This window comes from Streptomyces sp. P9-A2 (assembly GCF_036634175.1).
Taxonomy (GTDB): domain Bacteria; phylum Actinomycetota; class Actinomycetes; order Streptomycetales; family Streptomycetaceae; genus Streptomyces; species Streptomyces pratens.
Window position 1 is genome coordinate 2,243,615 of the sequence record NZ_JAZIFX010000001.1, and the last position, 17,583, is coordinate 2,261,197.

Here is a 17,583-nt window from a genome sequence, read left to right on the forward strand (position 1 = left end):
GGCCACGGACAAGGCCACCATGGCCACCACGGCCACCACCCTCACCGGTAAGGCCACCGGCGCCCAGCGCCAGGCGCGGGCCGTCCGCCTGGGCCCGCGTTCGCTGGTGGCGCTGGCCCTGGTGAGCGCGGTGGGCGTGGCCGCGTTCGGCTGGCCCTTCCTGGCCCCGCCCGCCTCCACCCTCAACGCCCACGCGCAGGACGCGCCGTGGCTGTTCGCGGGGCTCCTCGTGCTGCTGGTCGGGGTGGTGGCGGCGACGATCTCGGAGTCGGGCCTGGGCCCGAAGGCGGTCGCGATGCTGGGCGTGCTGGCGGCGGCGGGGGCGGCGCTGCGCCCCATCGGCGCGGGGACGGCCGGCCTGGAACCCATGTTCTTCCTGATGGTCCTCAGCGGGCGGGTCCTCGGGCCGGGTTTCGGTTTCGTGCTCGGCTCGGTGACGATGTTCGCGTCCGCGCTGCTCACGGGCGGGGTGGGCCCGTGGCTCCCGTTCCAGATGCTGTCGATGGGCTGGTTCACGATGGGTGCGGGCCTGCTCCCGGGCCCGGACAGGCTGCGGGGCCGGGCGGAGCTGTGCCTGCTCGCCGCCTACGGCTTCCTGGCGGCCTTCGCCTACGGCACGATGATGAACATGGCGGGCTGGCCCTTCATGGCCGCCCTGGCCTCGAACATCTCCTTCGACCCGGACGCGTCGGTCCCCGCCAACCTGGCCCGTTTCCTGGCGTACTGCCTGGCCACGTCCCTCGGCTGGGACCTGGGCCGGGCTCTGCTGACCGTCGTCCTGGCCCTGACTCTGGGCCCCCCGGTGCTCCGCGCCCTGCGCCGTGCCACCCGCAGGGCGGCTTTCGAGACGCCGGTCACGTTCACCGGCCACCCCTGAGTGTTCCCGCGTACGCCGACGGTGACGGAACTGACGGCCCGTCGTGAGGCGCCCCACATGACCCGGCTCACATACGAAGCGGGGTCGTAGTCCGGGAAGCCTCTCCGCCTCCGCGTCCGCCCGCCCCGACCTGCGCGGATGACCGTCAGTCGCAGACCGGCACTCCCCCGGATGCGACCAGGGGTAGTAAAAGGGACCTTTGCGGACAAACCCCGAAAACTGTTTCTGTGGAGCAGTCGCCAGGCGCCGACGTGCCCCACCCGGGCCGCGGCGCCGACGTACGCCCCACCCCCACGCACCACCAGGTGTTCCGGGGGCCGGAGCTACGACGACCGTCCTGCCGCCGAAGAAAAGGTTTCTATATGTCCGCCGTTTCCATCCTCCGCACCGTCGCCACCCCGAAGAAGGCCCTCGCCGGTGCCGCCCTCACCGCCGCCACCTGCGGCGCGCTGATCGCCGCCACCCCCGCGCAGGCCGCCACCACGGCCACGGGCTCGGCCCAGGCGACCGCGCAGTCGATGATCGGTGACTCCGCGCAGTACCAGTGCTTCTCGAACATCGTCCAGCACGAGAGCGGCTGGAACCACACCGCCACCAACGCCTCCAGCGGCGCCTACGGCCTGGTCCAGGCCCTGCCCGCCTCGAAGATGGCCTCGGCCGGCTCGGACTGGAAGACCAACCCCGCCACCCAGATCTCGTGGGGCATCGGCTACATGAACGAGCGCTACGGCAGCCCGTGCGCCGCCTGGGACTTCTGGCAGGCCAACAACTGGTACTGACCGACCCGGCACCAGCCCCGCACCACCCCGCATACCGAAAGCGGCGGCCCCTGATCCCCTGGGCCGCCGCTTTCGCCGTGCCCGGCGGGCCCTCGCGGACCACTGCGGCGGCAGGGGGACCACGCAGGAAACTACTTCCGGGCAGGCTCCTCCTGTGCGGGTTTCTCCTGCACGGGGAAAGGGCCCGGCGGCTTCGTCTCCGCGGCCTCCGGCCCCGGACCGGTGTCGGTGCCGGTGCCGGTGCCGGTGCCGGTGCCGGTGACCGCGGTGGTCGCCGCCGTGCGGGCCCGCGGGCCCTGGAGGAAATATGTCAGGCCGAAACCGGCCGCGACGACGAGGGCTCCGCCCACCGCGTCCAGCACCCAGTGGTTGCCGGTGGCGACGATCGCGGTGACGGTGAACAGGGGGTGGAGCAGGCCGAGCGCCTTCATCCACATCCTGGGCGCGATGATCGCGATGGCCAGGCCGCACCACAGGGACCAGCCGAAGTGCAGGGACGGCATCGCCGCGTACTGGTTGGTGAGGGCGGTGAGGGTGCCGTAGTCCGGCTTGGAGAAGTCCTGCACGCCGTTCACCGTGTCGATGATCCCCAGGTCCGGCATCAGGCGCGGCGGGGCCAGCGGGTAGAGCCAGAAGCCGACCAGCGCCAGCAGCGTGGTGAAGCCGAGGCTCGCGCGCGCCCAGCGGTAGTCGACGGGGCGCCGCCAGTACAGCAGGCCGAGGACCGTGAGCGGGACGGCGAAGTGGAACGACGTGTAGTAGAAGTCGAAGAAGTTCCGCAGCCGGCCGATCCCCACGACCGCGTGGTTGACCGCGTACTCGATGTCCAGGTGGAGCAGACGCTCGAGGTCGAGGATCTGGTGGGCGTGCTCCTCCGCCCGCTCCCTGCCACCGGTGGCCGCCAGCCGCACCTTGGAGTACGCGGCGTAGGTGACGCGGATCAGCAGCAGTTCCAGCAGCAGGTTGGGACGGGTCAGGACCCGGCGCAGGAACGGCAGCAGCGGGACGTGCTTGAAGCGGGTGGGGACGGGTTCGGCGTACCGGGTCGGGACGGGCGTGCGGAAGTACGGCGAGGTGCGCGAGAGGAACGGGACCGCCGTGGCGGCGGCGAGGGCGGCGAGCAGGACGATGTTGTCGCGGACGGGGTACAGGAACGGCATCTCGGGCAGGATCATCTGGGCCGGCAGGGTCATCACCAGGACGACGGCGACGGGCCACACCGGCCGGTCGGAGGCGCGTCTGCCGGCCACGCCGACGAGGGTGAGCAGCACCCACAGCAGCTGGTGCTGCCACGCGGCCGGGGAGACGACGATGGCGGCGCAGCCGGTGATCGCGACGGCGAGCAGCAGCTGGCCGTCGTGGGCGTAGCGCACCGCGCGGCGCAGGCCGAGGGCGACGACGGCCGCGCCGATCAGCAGGAAGAGACCGATCTCCAGGGGGCCCTCTGCTCCCAGGCGGAGCAGGGCGCCGTGCAGGGACTGGTTTGCGGGGTCGTCGGCCCGGCCGCCGAGTCCGGCGCCCGCCATGTGGTGCACCCAGTAGGTGTGCGAGTCCTGGGGCATCACGGCCCAGGCGAGCGCGGTGCCCGTGGCGAAGGTGATGCCGGACGCGGCGGCGGCCCGGCGGCGGCCGGTGAACCAGAGGAGGGGGGCGAAGATCAGCAGGGCCGGCTGGAGGGCGGCGGCGACACCGATCAGGATGCCGCCGGCCCGCTGCCCGCGGGCGACGAAGCAGCCCAGCAGGACGAGGAGGACCGGGATGATGCTGGTCTGTCCGAGCCACAGGGTGTTGCGCACGGGCAGGGACAGCATGAACAGGCTGATCGCGACCGGTGCGGCCAGCGGCGCGGTGCGGCGTCCGATCGGCTGGGGCAGGGCGCGGGCGGCGATCAGGCCGAGCGCGACGACCAGCAGCAGTGTGCCGAAGGTCCAGCCCCAGCCGAGCGCCTGTTCAGCCGATCGGGTGAGGGGTTTGAGGACGAGCCCGCCGAACGGCGTGCCGGTGAAGCGGGTCGACGCGTAGAGCGAGCCGCTGACCTGCAGCACGCCGTCGTGTCCGAACCAGGTCTCGAGGTCCGTGAGCCGCTCCCCGCGCGGGGTGGTCAGGACGGCCGCGACCTGGCGTACGGCGAGGACGGCGGCGAGCAGCCACAGCCCGAGCCGCACCGTGTGCAGGCGTGATCCGGTGTCTCCGACGGCCGCGGCCTGGAAAACCTCCGCCGGTCGCGCCCTGTGTTCCGCGTTTGTCACGCCTTGTCGGCCTCCCGCCCCGTTGCCCCCTTGCGTCCCGCCGCGCGGGGGTCCCTCCGCGAACCCTACGAGGCGCGCGCCGCCCCCCGGAAGAGACGCAGGCAACCCCCGGTTCACCTGACGTCCGCTCCACTTTGGTCCCGCTTTGGCCGGGATGGCGATGGACGCGCGGGCGGGTCGCCCGCCGGGACGCGGGAGGGATCACCCGGGAGACCCGGGACGCCCGGGTGCGGGGCGCCCGGCACCGCCTGGAGCAGGCCCTGAAGCTCCCCCGCGCGGGACGGGGGTCCGGGCGGGCCGGCGGCGAGGGGTACGACGGTTTCGCCCCGGCGCGGGTGCCGGGGCGAGCCGGGGTGTCCTTGCGGCAGCGGCTTTCCGCCTCACACTTCGTGGTAGAAACCCACGTTGACGCTGCGCGGGGCCGAGCGGTCCAGGATGACGACCTCGCCGTTGCCGCCCCGGGGCAGGGCGACGCTGCCGCCGTAGGCGACCGGGTGGGCCTGGTCGCCGATGGTCAGCCGGACCTCGGAGGACGGCTCGGGGAGTGAACCGCGCAGCCAGCTCAGGTACCAGGTGCCGTCCTGGGCGCACTGGAACTCCAGGTGGACCCTGGACACGAACAGCCAGTCGTCCGGTGTGGAGAGCCGGCACACCGACCTGTCCCGGCCCACCCGCAGCACGGCGCCGGGCTCGGTCGGCGCATCGGCCATGAGCATGCCGGCCGTGGCCCCCGATTCCGCCGACGACACGGTGGCCATGGTGAGTTCGAGCACGTGTGCTCCTCCTGAGACGTTCTGGCGGACCGGCCGGACCGGCCCGACGGCGGCCACGACGGCCTGGTGCGGCGGCCGGAACGGCTCGCTGTCGCCGAATGATAAAACGCCCGGCTCCCTCCCGTCCGTCCGTCCGGTGGGCACAATTGCCTCATGACCGAGCGAAAGCCTCCGGACGTGTCCTTCGAAACGTGGGTGGACCGGCAGATCCGTGACGCCGAGGCGCGCGGGGACTTCGCGCGGCTGCCGGGAGCGGGAAAACCCCTTCCGCGCGACCTGGAGTCCCCGTACGACGAGATGTGGTGGGTCAAGCGGAAGCTGGCCCGCGAGGGCTACTCGGTGCTGCCGCCGACGCTCGCCCTGCGCAAGGAGGCCGAGGACGCCCTGGAGGCGGCCTACGCGGCCCCCTCGGAGCGGATCGTCCGGAGGATCCTCACGGAGATCAACGTCAGGATCCGCGACATGATGTACAAGCCGCCGCCCGGCCCCCCACTGGGCAAGAAGCCGTACGACGTCGAGGACGTCGTACGGCAGTGGCGGGAGCGCCGGGCGGGGGCGGACGGGCCGGAGCCCGGGGACGCCTGACGGCGGCCCCGGGCTCGGTCCCGGGCTCAGTCCCGGGCCAGGCCCCGGTCAGGCGTGCAGGAGCCGTTCCGCCAGTTCGCGGTAGTCCCGCAGGGCCAGGCGCAGTTGCTCGGTGCCGGTCTCGGCGGCGTTCGGGCCCTCGCCGACGTCCTCGGTCTGCCAGGACCGGCGCAGGGTACGGCGCCGCTCGGTCACCGCGTCCGTGAAGCGGGCGGCGAGTTCCTCCAGCACGCGATCGGCCTCCGCGACGGAGTCCCTCGGGGTGTCCACGAAACCGGCCACGGCGTGCTGCAACCGCGCGGTGAGCTTGTCGCCGTCGTCGTGCGGGAGCAGACGGGGACCGTGCGCCTCGTCGAGGGCGTGGTCACCGCCGTGGCGGTCGCGGCGCTCGTCCGGGGACGTGTACGTGTCCGGCGTGCCGCCGGTCCGCGGGCGGCCGGCGGCCGAAGGGCCCACGCCGTCGCGGACGGGCGGCACTGTGCCGGTGTCCTCGCGGAGGTCCGGTGCGCCGGGTCGGGCGCCCTTTTCGTAGGCGTCCCGGCGGGGGTCACCGTGGAGGTCGCCGTGGAGGTCCTGGCGGGCGTCCTCGCCGGCACCCCCGTGGGTCCCGGGGACGGTCGTGCGGGTGGTGGTGCGGGGCGCCTCGGTCAGCGGTTCGTCGCCGGGGCGCCGTGTCGTGTCGGTCATCTCGGTCAGCTCTCCTTCGCCTGTCGCCGGTGGAGCAGTGAGGGCGTGTGGGTGCGGCCGCGTTCGGCCGTCTTCGCGCGGTGGCCCTCCGGGTCGCCGCGGTGGTCCTCGCCGTCGTGACGGGACGGCCGCACCAGGTCGTCGAAGAGGGCGCGGGCCTCGATCATGGCCTCGCGCATCTCCTCGGTGCCCGCGCCGCCCTCGTGCCCGCCGTTCACGCGGGCCTGCGCGACCCGGTGCACCCGGCGGTAGCCGTCGACGTGGTGGGCGTGGTGCACGGACAGGGCGGCGAGCTGCTCCTCGTACTGGCCGCCGTCGGGGTAGCCCCGGGCGGCGGCGAGGTCGGCGAGCAGCCGGTCCGCCTCGGCGACGGCCTCCCGCGGCGAGTCGACGAACCGCTCCTGCGCGGCCGTCCAGCCCGCCTCGTACCTCTCCCGTTCGGCGGTCCCCAGCGGGCGTGCCCGCAGGTCGCCGTGAAGCTTCACGCGCTGGGCCAGTTCGCGTTCGGCGGCCTCCGTGTCCCCGTCGTGCCGGGTGACGGCCCGGTCGTACTCGGGTCCGAAGCGCCGCTTCAGGTGCGCGCCGTGGCGTGGCCCACGGGCGCGCAGGGTCAGTACGGCCGCCGCGATGACAACGACCGCCACGATCAGGATCAAGGCAATGATCAGGCCAGTGGACATGGATGCCTTCCGGTTCGTCGGCCAACCGGCTTTCCTCACACGCCGGTTCTCCGTTCGGGTTGCCCGAAGAACCGCCCGCAAACAGAGTTGCGCGCTCGGGGAGAGACATACGCAGAATGCGGACATGACATGGACCGTCCACCCCGAACTCCCCGGTTCCCCCGTCGCCACCGCGCTCTGGCGGGCGTACTACACGGAGCTCAGCGACCGCTGGTACCTGCTGCACGAGGGACGCCGGACCGATCCGCAGGAGCTGGAGCGGGAGATCGCCGCGGAGTCGGGCGCCGACCTCGTGCCGCCGCGCGGGCGTCTGCTGGTCGCGCGGTACGGGGGCGAGGCGGCGGGCAGTGTGGGGATCCGGCTGTCGGCCGGTACGACCGCCGAACTCACCCGGGTCTTCCTGCACCCGGGGATGCGGGGCAGGGGCGGTGCGGCGCTCCTGGTGCGCGCCGCCGAGGACGCGGCCCGCGCGTCGGGGGCCGCCCGGCTGATCCTGGACACGCGCGGCGACCTGGTGGAGGCCCGTGCCCTGTACGCGCGGCTCGGCTTCACCGAGACGGAACCGCACAACAGCGAACCGTTCGCCGAGCACTGGTTCACCAAGCGGCTCGGGTGAACTCCGGGCGGGCTCGGGTGAACTCCGGGCGGGCTCAGCCGACCGGCGCGCCCGGGCGGCCGCCGCGCGCACCCCTCGGACGTCCGGCGCCGTCGTGCGGGCGTTCCCCGCTCGATCCGCCCAGCTCCCCCGACAGTTCGTGCACCAGCTGCACCAGATCGGTGGGCCGGTCCGGCCCCCACCAGTCGCCGAGCAGCTCGGCCAGGGACTCCTCCCGGGCCCGCGCCAGCCGCTCGGCGGCCTCGAACCCGTCGTCGGTCAGGACGAGACCGAGGCCCTCGCGCCGGGCGAGGTGCCGCACCTCGGCCTGGCGGGCGGCCTCCATGACGACATCGAGCGGAACGGTGCTGCGCTCGGCGAGCAGGGCCGGTTCCACCGAGCCGTGCCTCCTGATCCGCAGCAGCAGCCAGCTCGTCGCGGGCAGCAGGTCGTAGCCCGCGCGGGTGGTGGTCTTCCGGTAGACGTCGCGCCGGCCCTCGCGGGTGCCGAGCAGGGACAGCGCGCGGCACACCTCGTCGTACGACGACCGCTCCACCGGGTTGGCGGCCAGTGTCTCGGTGCCGTCGGGCGCGGTGACCGAGGCACGCAGCTTGTCCTCCTTGAGGAACCAGGCGAGGACGAACCCGACGAGGGCGAGGGGAACGGCGTACAGGAACACGTCGGTGATGGCGGAGGCGTACGCGTGGACGACCTCCGGGCGCAGGGCGGCCGGCAGGCCCTGGATGCCGCGCGGGTCGGCCTCCAGCGCGTCGGGGGAGACGCCGGGCGGGAGCCGGGCACCGCGGAAGGCGGCGGCGAGTTTGTCGTCGAGGCCGTTCGTGAAGATCATGCCGAAGACGGCTACGCCGAAGGAGGCTCCGATGGAGCGGAAGAAGGTCACGCCGGAGGTGGCGACGCCGAGGTCCTGGTAGGAGACGGCGTTCTGCACGATCAGTACCAGGACCTGGATCACCAGGCCGAGCCCCAGGCCGAAGACGAAGAAGAAGGCGCTCATCACGAGGGTGGGGCTGTTCTCGTCGAGCCGGTGGAGCAGCAGCAGGCCGATGCTGATGAGACCGGTGCCCGCGATCGGGAACACCTTCCAGCGGCCGGTACGGCTGACGATCTGTCCGGAGGCGGTCGAGGCCAGCAGCGTTCCGGCCACCATCGGCAGCATGTGCACACCGGACATGGTCGGGCTGACGCCTTGGACCACTTGGAGGAACGTCGGCAGGTAGACGTTCGTGCCGAACATGGCGAAGCCGACGATGAAGCTGATCACGGCGGTGAGCGCGAAGGTGCGGATCCGGAACAGCCCCAGCGGCAGCACCGGTTCGACGGCCCGGCGTTCCACGGCCACGAACGCGACGGTGAGGACGGCGCCCAGCACCGAGAGGCCGATGATCTGCGATGAGCCCCAGGCCCAGGTGGTGCCCCCGAGGGAGGCGACCAGGACCAGACAGGTCGCGAGGGAGGCGATGAGGAAGGTGCCGAGGTAGTCGATGACGTGCCGGGTCGACCTGCGCGGGATGTGCAGCACCGTCGCGATGACGGTGAGGGCGACGATCCCGAGGGGCAGGTTGATGTAGAACACCCAGCGCCAGCTCAGGTGCTCGGTGAACAGTCCGCCGAGCAGCGGCCCGAGGACGCTCGTCGTGCCGAAGACGGCACCGAACATGCCCTGGTACTTGCCCCGTTCACGGGGTGGCACGAGGTCGCCGACGATCGCCATGGACAGCACGATCAGTCCGCCGCCGCCCAGCCCCTGCAGCGCGCGGAAACCGATCAGCTGGGCCATGTCCTGCGCCACGCCGCACAGCGCGGACCCCACCAGGAAGATGACGATGGCGCCCTGGAACAGCCGCTTGCGGCCGTACTGGTCGCCGAGCTTGCCCCACAGCGGGGTCGCGGCGGTCGAGGCCAGCAGATACGCGGTGACCACCCAGGACAGATGCTCCAGGCCGCCCAGTTCACTGACGATGGTGGGCAGCGCGGTGGCCACGATGGTCTGGTCGAGGGCGGCGAGCAGCAGGCCGAGGAGCAGGGCGCTCATCGAGACGACGACGTTGCGGGGCACCTGCTCGTGAGGGCCGCCGACACCACCCGGACCACCCGGGCCACCCGGAGCGGCATCGGGGGCCGGCGGTCCGGAACCGGCACCGGGCGAGGGCCGCGCGCTGCCCGCCCTCTCCGCCCTGCCGTGCGCGTCCCCGGACATGACCACCTCCACAGGTTCTCGTTTCCACGGTCCATCGTGATCGGTATGACCGGTTATGGCCTGTCGAGCCCATCCGGAAGACCGTATTCCGGGGGCGTGTGCGTCGGCGTGTGGAGAAGATCTGCATAATCTCTGGAGATCGCGAGGGGAGGGAGTACACGTGGACGATTCGACGGGCACCCCGTGTCCGGAATGCGGTGCGTCCGGGAACAGGGACAACACCCCTTCCTGCGCCTGCACTCCGCGCGCGTCCGGCACCCTCCGCGACGCCCGTACGGCGCAGGTGGCAGAGGCCGAGGACTTCACTCCGCTCCGCATCCGCCCGTACGTCGAACTCAACGACGACACGACGGCCGCAGCGGCCGCGGTGGTCGCACCGGGTACGCCGAACAGCGGCGGCCGCCCCCCGGAGCCTGAAGCCGGACAGGGAGCCGACCGGATCGAACAGGCCGGGCAGGCCGGGCAGAAGGCGGAAGAGTCCCCCGCCCCGCCCGACGCGAGCCGGCAGGACACACCGGCGGCTCACGGCGGGCCCGCGGCGCGGAACGAGCAGATCCCGCGAAACGAGCAGCCCTCGCAGACCCAGCAGGCCGGGCAGGCGACGCCCGGCGCACCGCAGCCGGCCGACGCGACCATGCAACTGCGCACCATCACCCCGGACGCGCTCACCGCACCCGGGGCCCCGGGTGCTCCCGTCACTTTCGGAGCCCTTGGGGCTCCAGGGGCTCCGGAGGACCCGGACGCGACGTCCGTCCTCCCCTCGACCACCCCGGCGACGGCCCCTCAGCCCTCACACCTCGCCGCGCCTCTGGCGCCGCCCATGAGCGAGCCGAGTGCCACCGACCTGAACCTGTTCGACTCCACGCGCCCGCTCAGGGCGGTGTCCGTCGCGGCGGGGCCGCGCACGGGCCCGGTCCCGGACGTCGGCGGGCCCGCTCCCTCCGCCGGCCGCAGCCGTCGCCGCGCCACGCTGCTCGTGGCCGCCGGAGCCGTCGTGGCGGTGGTCGGGGCCGCCGGATGGGCGGGCGGGCTGTTCGCCTACGAGACGCCGTCGCGGGACGGCGCGCTGCCGAAGGACGTACGGGCGAGCGTGCCGGACGCGCCGTCCGACGCGCCCCTGGTGGCGCCGGCCACGAGCGCGTCCGGCTCACCGGAGGCGTCCGCCCCGGTGTCGGCCTCGGCCACTCCGTCCGGGAGCGCGAGCCCGTCGGCGTCGCCGTCGGCCTCGGAGTCGGAGCCGGAGCCGGAGGACGAAGCGGAGGAGGGGGCTTCGGCGACCCCGTCGAACGCGGCGGAGTCCTCCGCGGCCCCGACGACGACCGCCCCGGCCGCCGCCCCCGAGGAGACGGAGGAGGCGGACGACGGCAACGTCACCGGTGCCACGCTGAGGCGCGGCGACCGGGGTCCGGAGGTCTCCGACCTCCAGCAGCGCCTGAGCAAGGTGTACCTGTACAACGACTCGGCCCACGGCCGGTTCAATCACCGTACGGAGGACGCCGTCCGCGCCTACCAGTGGTCGCGGGGCATCCGCGGCGACGAGCTGGGGGTGTACGGACCGGAGACCCGGAGCCGTCTGGAGGCGGAGACGAACAACCGCTGAGGCGACGGAACGCGCCGCGCCGGCCTCGCCGCCGCGCGGCGGCGGGCGACGTCAGCCCGCGTGCCCGGCGTCCGTGATGTGCAGCAGGATCGTCCCGTCCGCGCCGCGCTCCACCCGTACCTGGGTCAGGTCGCGTACGACCACGTCCGGGTCGTGGAATCCGGCGCGCGGGCCGATGCCGACGACCTTCATGCCGGCCGCGCGTCCCGCGGCGATCCCCGCCCCGGAGTCCTCGAAGACCACGCAGTCGGCCGGGGCGACGCCCAGTTCCGCCGCGCCCTTGAGGAAGCCCTCGGGGTCGGGCTTGCTCGCGCCGACCGACTCTGCGGTCACCCGCACCTCGGGCCGCTCCAGTCCGGCGGCAGCCATCCGTGCCGTGGACAGGGCGACGTCGGCGGAGGTCACCAGGGCGTGCGGGAGGCCGTCGAGCGAGGCGAGGAACGCGCGGGCGCCCGGTATCTCGACGACGCCCTCGGTGTCCGAGGTCTCCTCGGCGAGCATGCGCGTGTTGTCGGCGTGGTTCTGCTCCATCGGCCGGTCCGGCAGCAGCAGCGCCATCGAGGCGTAGCCCTGGCGGCCGTGCACGACCTTCATGACCTCGTCGCCGTCGAGCCCGTGCCGCTCGGCCCAGCGCCGCCAGACGCGCTCGACCGAGGCGTCCGAGTTGACGAGGGTGCCGTCCATGTCCAGCAGGAGGGCGCGGGCGGTGAGTACGGCGGTGGCCGTCATCGGCAACTCCAAAGCGCGGAGGCGGGGCCCGGGCGCAGGACCCGGGTGCGGGCCCGGTGCGGTTCCCGGGGAGGGGGACAAGGCGGCCCCGCCCGCCGGTCAGGGGAAACGGGCGGGAGCCACTTTGTTCATCCACGATACAAAACAAGTCCGGCATCCCGCCAGCACCCCCGCCGACCTTTCACGGATCGCCGGCCGCGCCGTCACCCCCGCGCAGCCGTCGGCGGAACCGGCCGACCGATCCCTTCGCGCCGCCCGCCCCGACCCGCCGGCCCGGTCCGCCCCGCTCAGCCGGTCACCGCCTCCCACAGGCTCCACACCCCGAGCCCCAGCATCAGCAGCGCCGCGATCCGGGTGATCAGCTTGAGCGGCACCCGCTTCATCAGGGCCTTTCCGCCGACGATGCCCAGCCCGGCCACCGCCCACAGCGCCAGCACCGCACCCAGGCCGACGGAGAGCGGGTCGTCGTAACGGGCGGCGAGGTTGGCCGTCATGATCTGGGTGAGATCGCCGAACTCGGCGACCAGGATCAGCATGAAGCCCGCCCCGGACACCTTCCAGAAGGACTGGTTCTCCGGCTTGCGGATCTCCTCCTCGTCGTCGTCCTTCCTGAACAGCAGCACCGCCGCGCCGCCCAGGAAGAGCACGCCCGTGATCGCACTCACGAGCTGCTGCGGCAGCAGGGTGAGCACGCTGCCCGCCGCCACCGCGAGCGCGACGTGCACGGCGAAGGCGGCGGCGACACCGGCGAAGACGTAGGAGGCCCGGTAGCGGGTGCCGAGGACGAGGCCGGCGAGCGCGGTCTTGTCCGGCAGCTCGGCGAGGAAGACGACGCCGAACACGACGGCCGTCACGGTCAGGTTGATCAAGGTTCCTCGATCGGTCGGGGCTGCCCCACCGAGAGTCTGTGTGTATCCACGGGACGCCTCGGCACGGCAGCGCACATGGCACCCGCGCCGAGGGGCACGGGCGTGCACTGCTTGCCGAAGGTCTCGCCGGCCGACCCCTGTACGGGGCCTGCCTCCGGGCGCCGGCTCAGACGGGCTGAGCAGTATGTCGACGGTCCGGCGAAGGGCTACTCCCCCTCTGCGCCGTCCATCGTACGCGAGGCCGGCCCGAGCGCCCTCCCGAGCACTCTCCTGAGCGCCCGCCCAAGGGCCCTCCCGAGCGGCTGCCGGGCAGTCGCACCCGCCCTCCCGCGCACCCCCGCACACCCCTCGACACCCCGCCCGTAGAGGCGGGACTCCCGCGGAAACGTCACGCCCGCACGGCATCCGCACCACATCGACACCACCGCACACCTAGACACGCCATGCACACGTCATTAACTTCTCACCGGACCCACCCCTCCCCGTAACGCCGCAAGGCCAGCATTCCCCTTGCTCGCACTCCAACGGCCCCACCCCACAAGGGAGTTCGCATGCCGAAGTTCTACGCGCGTCGACGTCTGGGCACGATCGCGGCACTCACCGCGCTCATAGCCTCCGCCGGGATACTCAACGGCCCGAGCGCCTCCGCCGCCCTCCCCACCCCGGTCAGCGCCTCCACCGCCCGCACCTACCTCGCCTCACTGCCCGTCTCCACCGAGGTCCGCACCGGCTACAACCGCGACCTCTTCCCCCACTGGATCACCGTCAGCGGCACCTGCAACACCCGCGAGACGATCCTCAAGCGCGACGGCACGAACGTCGTCACCGACTCCGCCTGCGCCTCCACCAGCGGCAGTTGGTACTCCCCGTACGACGGCGCCACCTGGTCCGCCGCCTCCGACGTCGACATCGACCACGTCATCCCGCTCGCGGAGGCGTGGGACTCCGGCGCCCGGAACTGGAGCACCTCCCAGCGCCAGTCCTTCGCCAACGACCGGACCCGCCCGCAGCTGCTCGCGGTCACCGACAACGTCAACCAGTCCAAGGGCGACAAGGACCCCGCCGAGTGGATGCCGTCCCGCACGGCCTACCGCTGCACCTACGTCCGCGCCTGGGTGCAGGTGAAGTACTACTACGGCCTGTCGGTCGACTCGGCCGAGAAGTCCGCCCTGCAGGGCTACCTCGCGAGCTGCTGACGGCGCGGTACACCGCAACGGGCTCAAGATCCCCCGTACTCCTCCGTCGTTCCGTACCGTACGGGGCGACGGAGGAAGGGGCACCACCATGAACGGACTGCGCCTCGGACCGCTGCTGAGGTACATCGACGGTTCGTCCGCGACCGTCTGGGTCGAGACGAGCCGGCCGGGCACCGCCGAGGTGCGCTGCGCCGACGGATCCGGCGGGACGGCCCGCACCTTCCTGATCGCGGGACACCACTACGCGCTCGTCGAGGTGACCGGCCTGGCCCCGGGCACGACGACGCCCTACGAGGTGTTCCTCGACCGCGCCCGCGTGTGGCCGCCGGCCGAGGACGAGGCCTTCGCGTCGCTGCCGCCCTCCGTCATCTCCACGCCCGGCGCGGAGGCCGGCACCGGGGTGCGGGTCGCCTTCGGCTCCTGCCGCTGGGCGTCCCCGCCGGCCGGCGAGCCCGATCCCGTCGGCCCCGACGCGCTGCACGGCCTGGCCGCGCGCATCGCCGCCGATCCGGGCGGCGAGCGGCCCGACGTGCTCCTCCTCCTGGGCGACCAGGTGTACGCGGACGAGGTCTCCGACGCCACCCGTGCCTATCTCGCCGCCCGCCGCGACCTCGAGGCCCCGCCGGGCGACCAGGTGGCGGACTACGAGGAGTACACCCACCTCTACTACGAGTCCTGGCTCGACCCGCTGGTGCGCTGGCTGCTGTCGACCGTCCCCACGTGCATGGTCTTCGACGACCACGACGTGATCGACGACTGGAACACCTCCGCCTCCTGGGTCGCCGACATGCGGGCCACGTCCTGGTGGGGTGAGCGGGTGCGCAGCGGTCTGATGTCCTACTGGGTGTACCAGCATCTCGGCAACCTCTCCCCGCGCGAGCTGGAGGCGGACCCGCTGTACGCGTCCGTGCGGGAACACCCCGACAGCACGGACGTGTTGCGGGCCTTCGCCGCGAAGGCCGAGGCGGACGCGGCCTCGGTGCGCTGGAGTTACCGGCGCGACTTCGGCCGGGTGCGGCTGCTGATGGTGGACACCCGGGCGGCCCGGGTCCTGGCGGAGGGCGCGCGTGCGATGCTCGACCCGGCCGAGGCGGCCTGGCTGCGCGAACAGGCGCTGGACGGGCGCGGCGCGTACGACCATCTCCTCATCGGTACGTCCCTGCCCTGGCTGCTGCCGCATCTGGTGCACGACGTCGAGGGGTGGAGCTCCGTACTGACCCGGGGCGACAAGGGGCCCCGCTGGGCGCGGTTCGGGGAGTGGCTGCGGCGCGCGGCGGATCTGGAGCACTGGGCGGCGTTCCCGGAGTCCTTCGGGGAACTGGCGGAGGTGATCGCCGAGGCCGGTACGGGACCGGACGCGCCGGCGACGGTGTGTGTTCTCTCCGGTGATGTCCATCACGCGTATGTCGCGGAGCCGAGCTGGGACACGAAGGCCCGGGGGCGCGGGCCCGGAGACGGACGGGGACGGGTGCGGGGGCCGGATGCCCGGGTGGTTCAGCTGACCTGCTCCCCCGTGCACAACTCCATTCCCCTGTCGATCCGGCTCGGGTTCCGCTTCGGCTGGAGCACCGCCGCCCGCGGCCTCGGCCGGGTCTTCGCCCGGCACGGGCGCTCGGGGCGACCTCCGGTCAAGTGGCGCAGGACCGGCGGGCCTTGGTTCGGAAACCAGCTCATGACGCTGACGATGCGCGGGCGTTCCTCGGTGCTGCGGCTGGAGCAGGCGCACACGGCGGAGCGCCCGGTGCCGGGGACGGACTCGGGGCAGCCGGGCCCGGGACCGGAGGTCCGGCTGAGAAGGGTGACGGAGACCGAACTGGGCGGATGAGGCACGGGGAGAACGCGGGGCGACACATACGCACGGCGTCGTACGCACGAACTCTTCGTGACCTTTCCGTCACCTGCCCGGCGTACTCTCAGTGACTGTCAACGGTCATTCCTGCCGCTCCTCCGCGCCACCGCGGCACGGTCTGGCCGACGGGGGAGCAACGGGGAGTTCGGGTGGAGAGTTTCGGGTCGCTGATCGGCAGCCCATGGGTCTACGCGGTGGTGGCCCTCTCGGTCCTCCTTGACGTGTTCCTGCCGGTGCTGCCGAGCGGGGTCCTCGTGATCGCCGCGGCCACGGCCGCCGCCGCGGGCACCGCGACCGATGTGCCCGACATCCTGGTCCTGACGCTCTGCGCCGCCACCGCCTCCGTCCTGGGCGATCTGGTCGCCTACCGTCTCGCCTGGCGCGGCGGCGACCGCCTGGACCGGGCGATCGCCCGCTCCCGCCGTCTGGCCGGTGCGCAGGAACGTCTCGGCGGCGCGCTGGCCCGCGGCGGCGGTGGCCTGGTCGTCCTCGCCCGTTTCGCCCCGGCCGGCCGCTCACTGGTCTCGCTCGGCGCGGGCGCCGCCCGCCGCCGGGCCCGCGACTTCCTGCCCTGGTCGGCGCTGGCCGGCCTGTCCTGGGCCGCCTACAGCGTGGCCCTCGGCTACCTCGGCGCCCACTGGCTGGGCGCGACCTGGATCGCCACCGCGGTGTCGGTCGGCGCGCTGTTCGGGGCGGGCGCGGGGGCGGCGTACCTGATGCGCAGGCAGCCGGTACCGGTGGAGGCGTCGTGACGGGGTGACGGGGGCCCGCCCCACTCCTCTTCACCCGCTACGTCGTTCACCCACTACGTCGTTCACCCGCTCGCCCCGTCGCCCCGCCCCTCGCGTCTTCTCGTCCACCCCGCCCCTCGCCTACCTCGCCTACCCCACCTGCCGCGCCGTGGTCGTGGTCGCGCCGGCGCCGCGCACCTCCAGTCCGTCCAGCAGCCCGGCCGTGGCCTCGGCGATCGCGTCCACGGCCCGGTCGAAGGCCTCGCGGTTGTGGGCGGCCGGCGCCCGGAAGCCGGACACCTTCCTCACGTACTGCAGGGCGGCGGCCCTGATCTCGTCTTCGGTGGCCTCCTCGGGCAACGCGGGCGGACGCAGGGTCTTGATGCTCCGGCACATGCCCCCAGTCTCACCCCGGAACATCCTTGCCCGCCATACCGGACGACCGCGTACCGTGCTCGCCCGATCGGGCGAACCCGGCGAGGAGACGCCCGAGTTGACTCGCCCCCCAAAATCGAACAGGCGTATCATTAGCGTGTGGCTGCGACCTATGACTTCCCGAGTGACCTCCTCGCCGGTCAGGAGGAGTTGCGTCAGGTCCAGGCCGAACTGTCGGTCCTGTTGAAGCGGCTCCCCTGGTCGGTGGAACCGCTCGACGGGTTCAGCGACGACACCGGCTGGCGCCTGGTCGAGCGCCCCGCCTCACCCGGCTGGACGGACGACGAGCAGGCCGAGGTGGAGAAGCTCCGGCGCCGGGAGCACGAGCTGGTGGTGTTCGTCAGCACCCATCGGTACTGGGCGGAGCTGGCCGGTGCCGACCGCGTCCACGCCCGCTCCCGGCTGAAGCACACGCACACGCACGCGGCACCGCCGCCGGGCGGAACCGAGCCGTCCCCGTAGGGGCCCCGGACACGAACGACACAGGGTCCCCCGGAGGAACTCCGGGGGACCCTGTTCTCGTGAGACCGCAGACCGTGGACCATGGGCTCGCGACGCGGTGGGCGCGGACGGTTTCGAACCGCCGACATCCTGCTTGTAAGGCAGGCGCTCTACCCCTGAGCTACGCACCCGGGACCCGGGCGCACCGCCCAGACCGATTCGACAGCCTACATGGCCCGGGGAACGATCCCGGCTGCCGGGTCCTTCCACGTCCGTCCGGGCGGGGTCCC

The 17,583-nt window shown here is 73.0% G+C and carries 17 protein-coding genes and 1 tRNA gene; 9 read left to right on the top strand and 9 right to left on the bottom strand.

Annotated features, from left to right (window positions below; translation table 11 throughout):
- The first annotated feature begins 19 nt into the window (after positions 1–19).
- Together V4Y04_RS10135 and V4Y04_RS10140 are read left to right on the top strand one after the other, a co-directional pair.
- On the top strand, positions 20–877 hold the full coding sequence (locus tag V4Y04_RS10135; protein WP_332432779.1) for an ECF transporter S component: 858 nt from the start codon (positions 20–22) through the stop codon (positions 875–877).
- A 362-nt stretch (positions 878–1,239) separates the two neighbouring features.
- The gene (locus tag V4Y04_RS10140; RefSeq protein ID WP_332427154.1) at positions 1,240–1,656 is read left to right on the top strand and encodes a transglycosylase SLT domain-containing protein; all 417 of its coding nucleotides are present in this window, start codon (positions 1,240–1,242) and stop codon (positions 1,654–1,656) included.
- A gap of 131 nt (positions 1,657–1,787) precedes the next feature.
- On the opposite strand, the gene V4Y04_RS10145 is transcribed toward V4Y04_RS10140, so the two are convergent.
- Together V4Y04_RS10145 and V4Y04_RS10150 are read right to left on the bottom strand one after the other, a co-directional pair.
- Positions 1,788–3,905, bottom strand: coding sequence for a bifunctional glycosyltransferase 87/phosphatase PAP2 family protein (locus V4Y04_RS10145; RefSeq protein WP_332427156.1), 2,118 nt, complete (start codon positions 3,903–3,905; stop codon positions 1,788–1,790).
- A gap of 380 nt (positions 3,906–4,285) precedes the next feature.
- Positions 4,286–4,678, bottom strand: a complete 393-nt coding sequence (locus V4Y04_RS10150; protein WP_332427157.1) for an FHA domain-containing protein — start codon at positions 4,676–4,678, stop codon at positions 4,286–4,288.
- Between the two features lie 153 nt (positions 4,679–4,831).
- Between V4Y04_RS10150 and V4Y04_RS10155 the strand changes: the two genes are divergently transcribed.
- Complete coding sequence (locus tag V4Y04_RS10155; RefSeq protein WP_332427158.1) at positions 4,832–5,263, top strand: J-domain-containing protein; 432 nt, start codon at positions 4,832–4,834, stop codon at positions 5,261–5,263.
- Positions 5,264–5,311: 48 nt separating this feature from the next.
- Here the strand turns inward: V4Y04_RS10155 and V4Y04_RS10160 are convergent, their stop codons facing one another.
- The gene (locus tag V4Y04_RS10160; RefSeq protein ID WP_332427159.1) at positions 5,312–5,950 is read right to left on the bottom strand and encodes a hypothetical protein; all 639 of its coding nucleotides are present in this window, start codon (positions 5,948–5,950) and stop codon (positions 5,312–5,314) included.
- Between the two features lie 5 nt (positions 5,951–5,955).
- The gene (locus V4Y04_RS10165) at positions 5,956–6,630 is read right to left on the bottom strand and encodes a hypothetical protein (protein WP_332427161.1); all 675 of its coding nucleotides are present in this window, start codon (positions 6,628–6,630) and stop codon (positions 5,956–5,958) included.
- A 124-nt stretch (positions 6,631–6,754) separates the two neighbouring features.
- Here V4Y04_RS10165 and V4Y04_RS10170 point away from each other — a divergent pair, with 124 nt between their 5' ends.
- The gene (locus tag V4Y04_RS10170) at positions 6,755–7,246 is read left to right on the top strand and encodes a GNAT family N-acetyltransferase (RefSeq protein WP_332427163.1); all 492 of its coding nucleotides are present in this window, start codon (positions 6,755–6,757) and stop codon (positions 7,244–7,246) included.
- A 34-nt stretch (positions 7,247–7,280) separates the two neighbouring features.
- On the opposite strand, the gene V4Y04_RS10175 is transcribed toward V4Y04_RS10170, so the two are convergent.
- Positions 7,281–9,443 (bottom strand): MDR family MFS transporter, encoded by a 2,163-nt coding sequence (locus tag V4Y04_RS10175; RefSeq protein WP_332427165.1) that lies wholly within the window; start codon positions 9,441–9,443, stop codon positions 7,281–7,283.
- A gap of 160 nt (positions 9,444–9,603) precedes the next feature.
- Here V4Y04_RS10175 and V4Y04_RS10180 point away from each other — a divergent pair, with 160 nt between their 5' ends.
- Positions 9,604–11,043, top strand: a complete 1,440-nt coding sequence (locus V4Y04_RS10180) for a peptidoglycan-binding protein (RefSeq protein ID WP_332427166.1) — start codon at positions 9,604–9,606, stop codon at positions 11,041–11,043.
- 51 nt (positions 11,044–11,094) lie between these two features.
- On the opposite strand, the gene V4Y04_RS10185 is transcribed toward V4Y04_RS10180, so the two are convergent.
- Together V4Y04_RS10185 and V4Y04_RS10190 are read right to left on the bottom strand one after the other, a co-directional pair.
- Positions 11,095–11,772 carry an HAD-IA family hydrolase gene (locus V4Y04_RS10185; protein WP_332427167.1) on the bottom strand — a complete coding sequence of 226 codons (678 nt, stop codon included), beginning with the start codon at positions 11,770–11,772 and terminating at the stop codon, positions 11,095–11,097.
- Between the two features lie 287 nt (positions 11,773–12,059).
- The gene (locus V4Y04_RS10190) at positions 12,060–12,641 is read right to left on the bottom strand and encodes a TMEM165/GDT1 family protein (RefSeq protein ID WP_332427168.1); all 582 of its coding nucleotides are present in this window, start codon (positions 12,639–12,641) and stop codon (positions 12,060–12,062) included.
- 551 nt (positions 12,642–13,192) lie between these two features.
- Here V4Y04_RS10190 and V4Y04_RS10195 point away from each other — a divergent pair.
- From V4Y04_RS10195 to V4Y04_RS10205, 3 genes are all read left to right on the top strand, one after another.
- On the top strand, positions 13,193–13,837 hold the full coding sequence (locus tag V4Y04_RS10195) for an HNH endonuclease family protein (protein ID WP_332427169.1): 645 nt from the start codon (positions 13,193–13,195) through the stop codon (positions 13,835–13,837).
- A gap of 88 nt (positions 13,838–13,925) precedes the next feature.
- Positions 13,926–15,662: an alkaline phosphatase D family protein gene (locus tag V4Y04_RS10200; protein ID WP_332427171.1), complete on the top strand. Its 1,737-nt coding sequence runs from the start codon at positions 13,926–13,928 to the stop codon at positions 15,660–15,662.
- 173 nt (positions 15,663–15,835) lie between these two features.
- Positions 15,836–16,438, top strand: coding sequence for a DedA family protein (locus tag V4Y04_RS10205; RefSeq protein WP_332427172.1), 603 nt, complete (start codon positions 15,836–15,838; stop codon positions 16,436–16,438).
- Between the two features lie 129 nt (positions 16,439–16,567).
- Here the strand turns inward: V4Y04_RS10205 and V4Y04_RS10210 are convergent, their stop codons facing one another.
- The gene (locus tag V4Y04_RS10210) at positions 16,568–16,813 is read right to left on the bottom strand and encodes a DUF2277 domain-containing protein (RefSeq protein WP_332427174.1); all 246 of its coding nucleotides are present in this window, start codon (positions 16,811–16,813) and stop codon (positions 16,568–16,570) included.
- A 138-nt stretch (positions 16,814–16,951) separates the two neighbouring features.
- Here V4Y04_RS10210 and V4Y04_RS10215 point away from each other — a divergent pair, with 138 nt between their 5' ends.
- A complete protein-coding gene (locus V4Y04_RS10215; protein ID WP_332427175.1) occupies positions 16,952–17,314 on the top strand; it encodes a hypothetical protein in 363 nt (120 codons plus the stop codon).
- 98 nt (positions 17,315–17,412) lie between these two features.
- Here the strand turns inward: V4Y04_RS10215 and V4Y04_RS10220 are convergent.
- Positions 17,413–17,484: transfer RNA gene (locus tag V4Y04_RS10220), tRNA-Val, on the bottom strand.
- Positions 17,485–17,583: the final 99 nt, after the last annotated feature.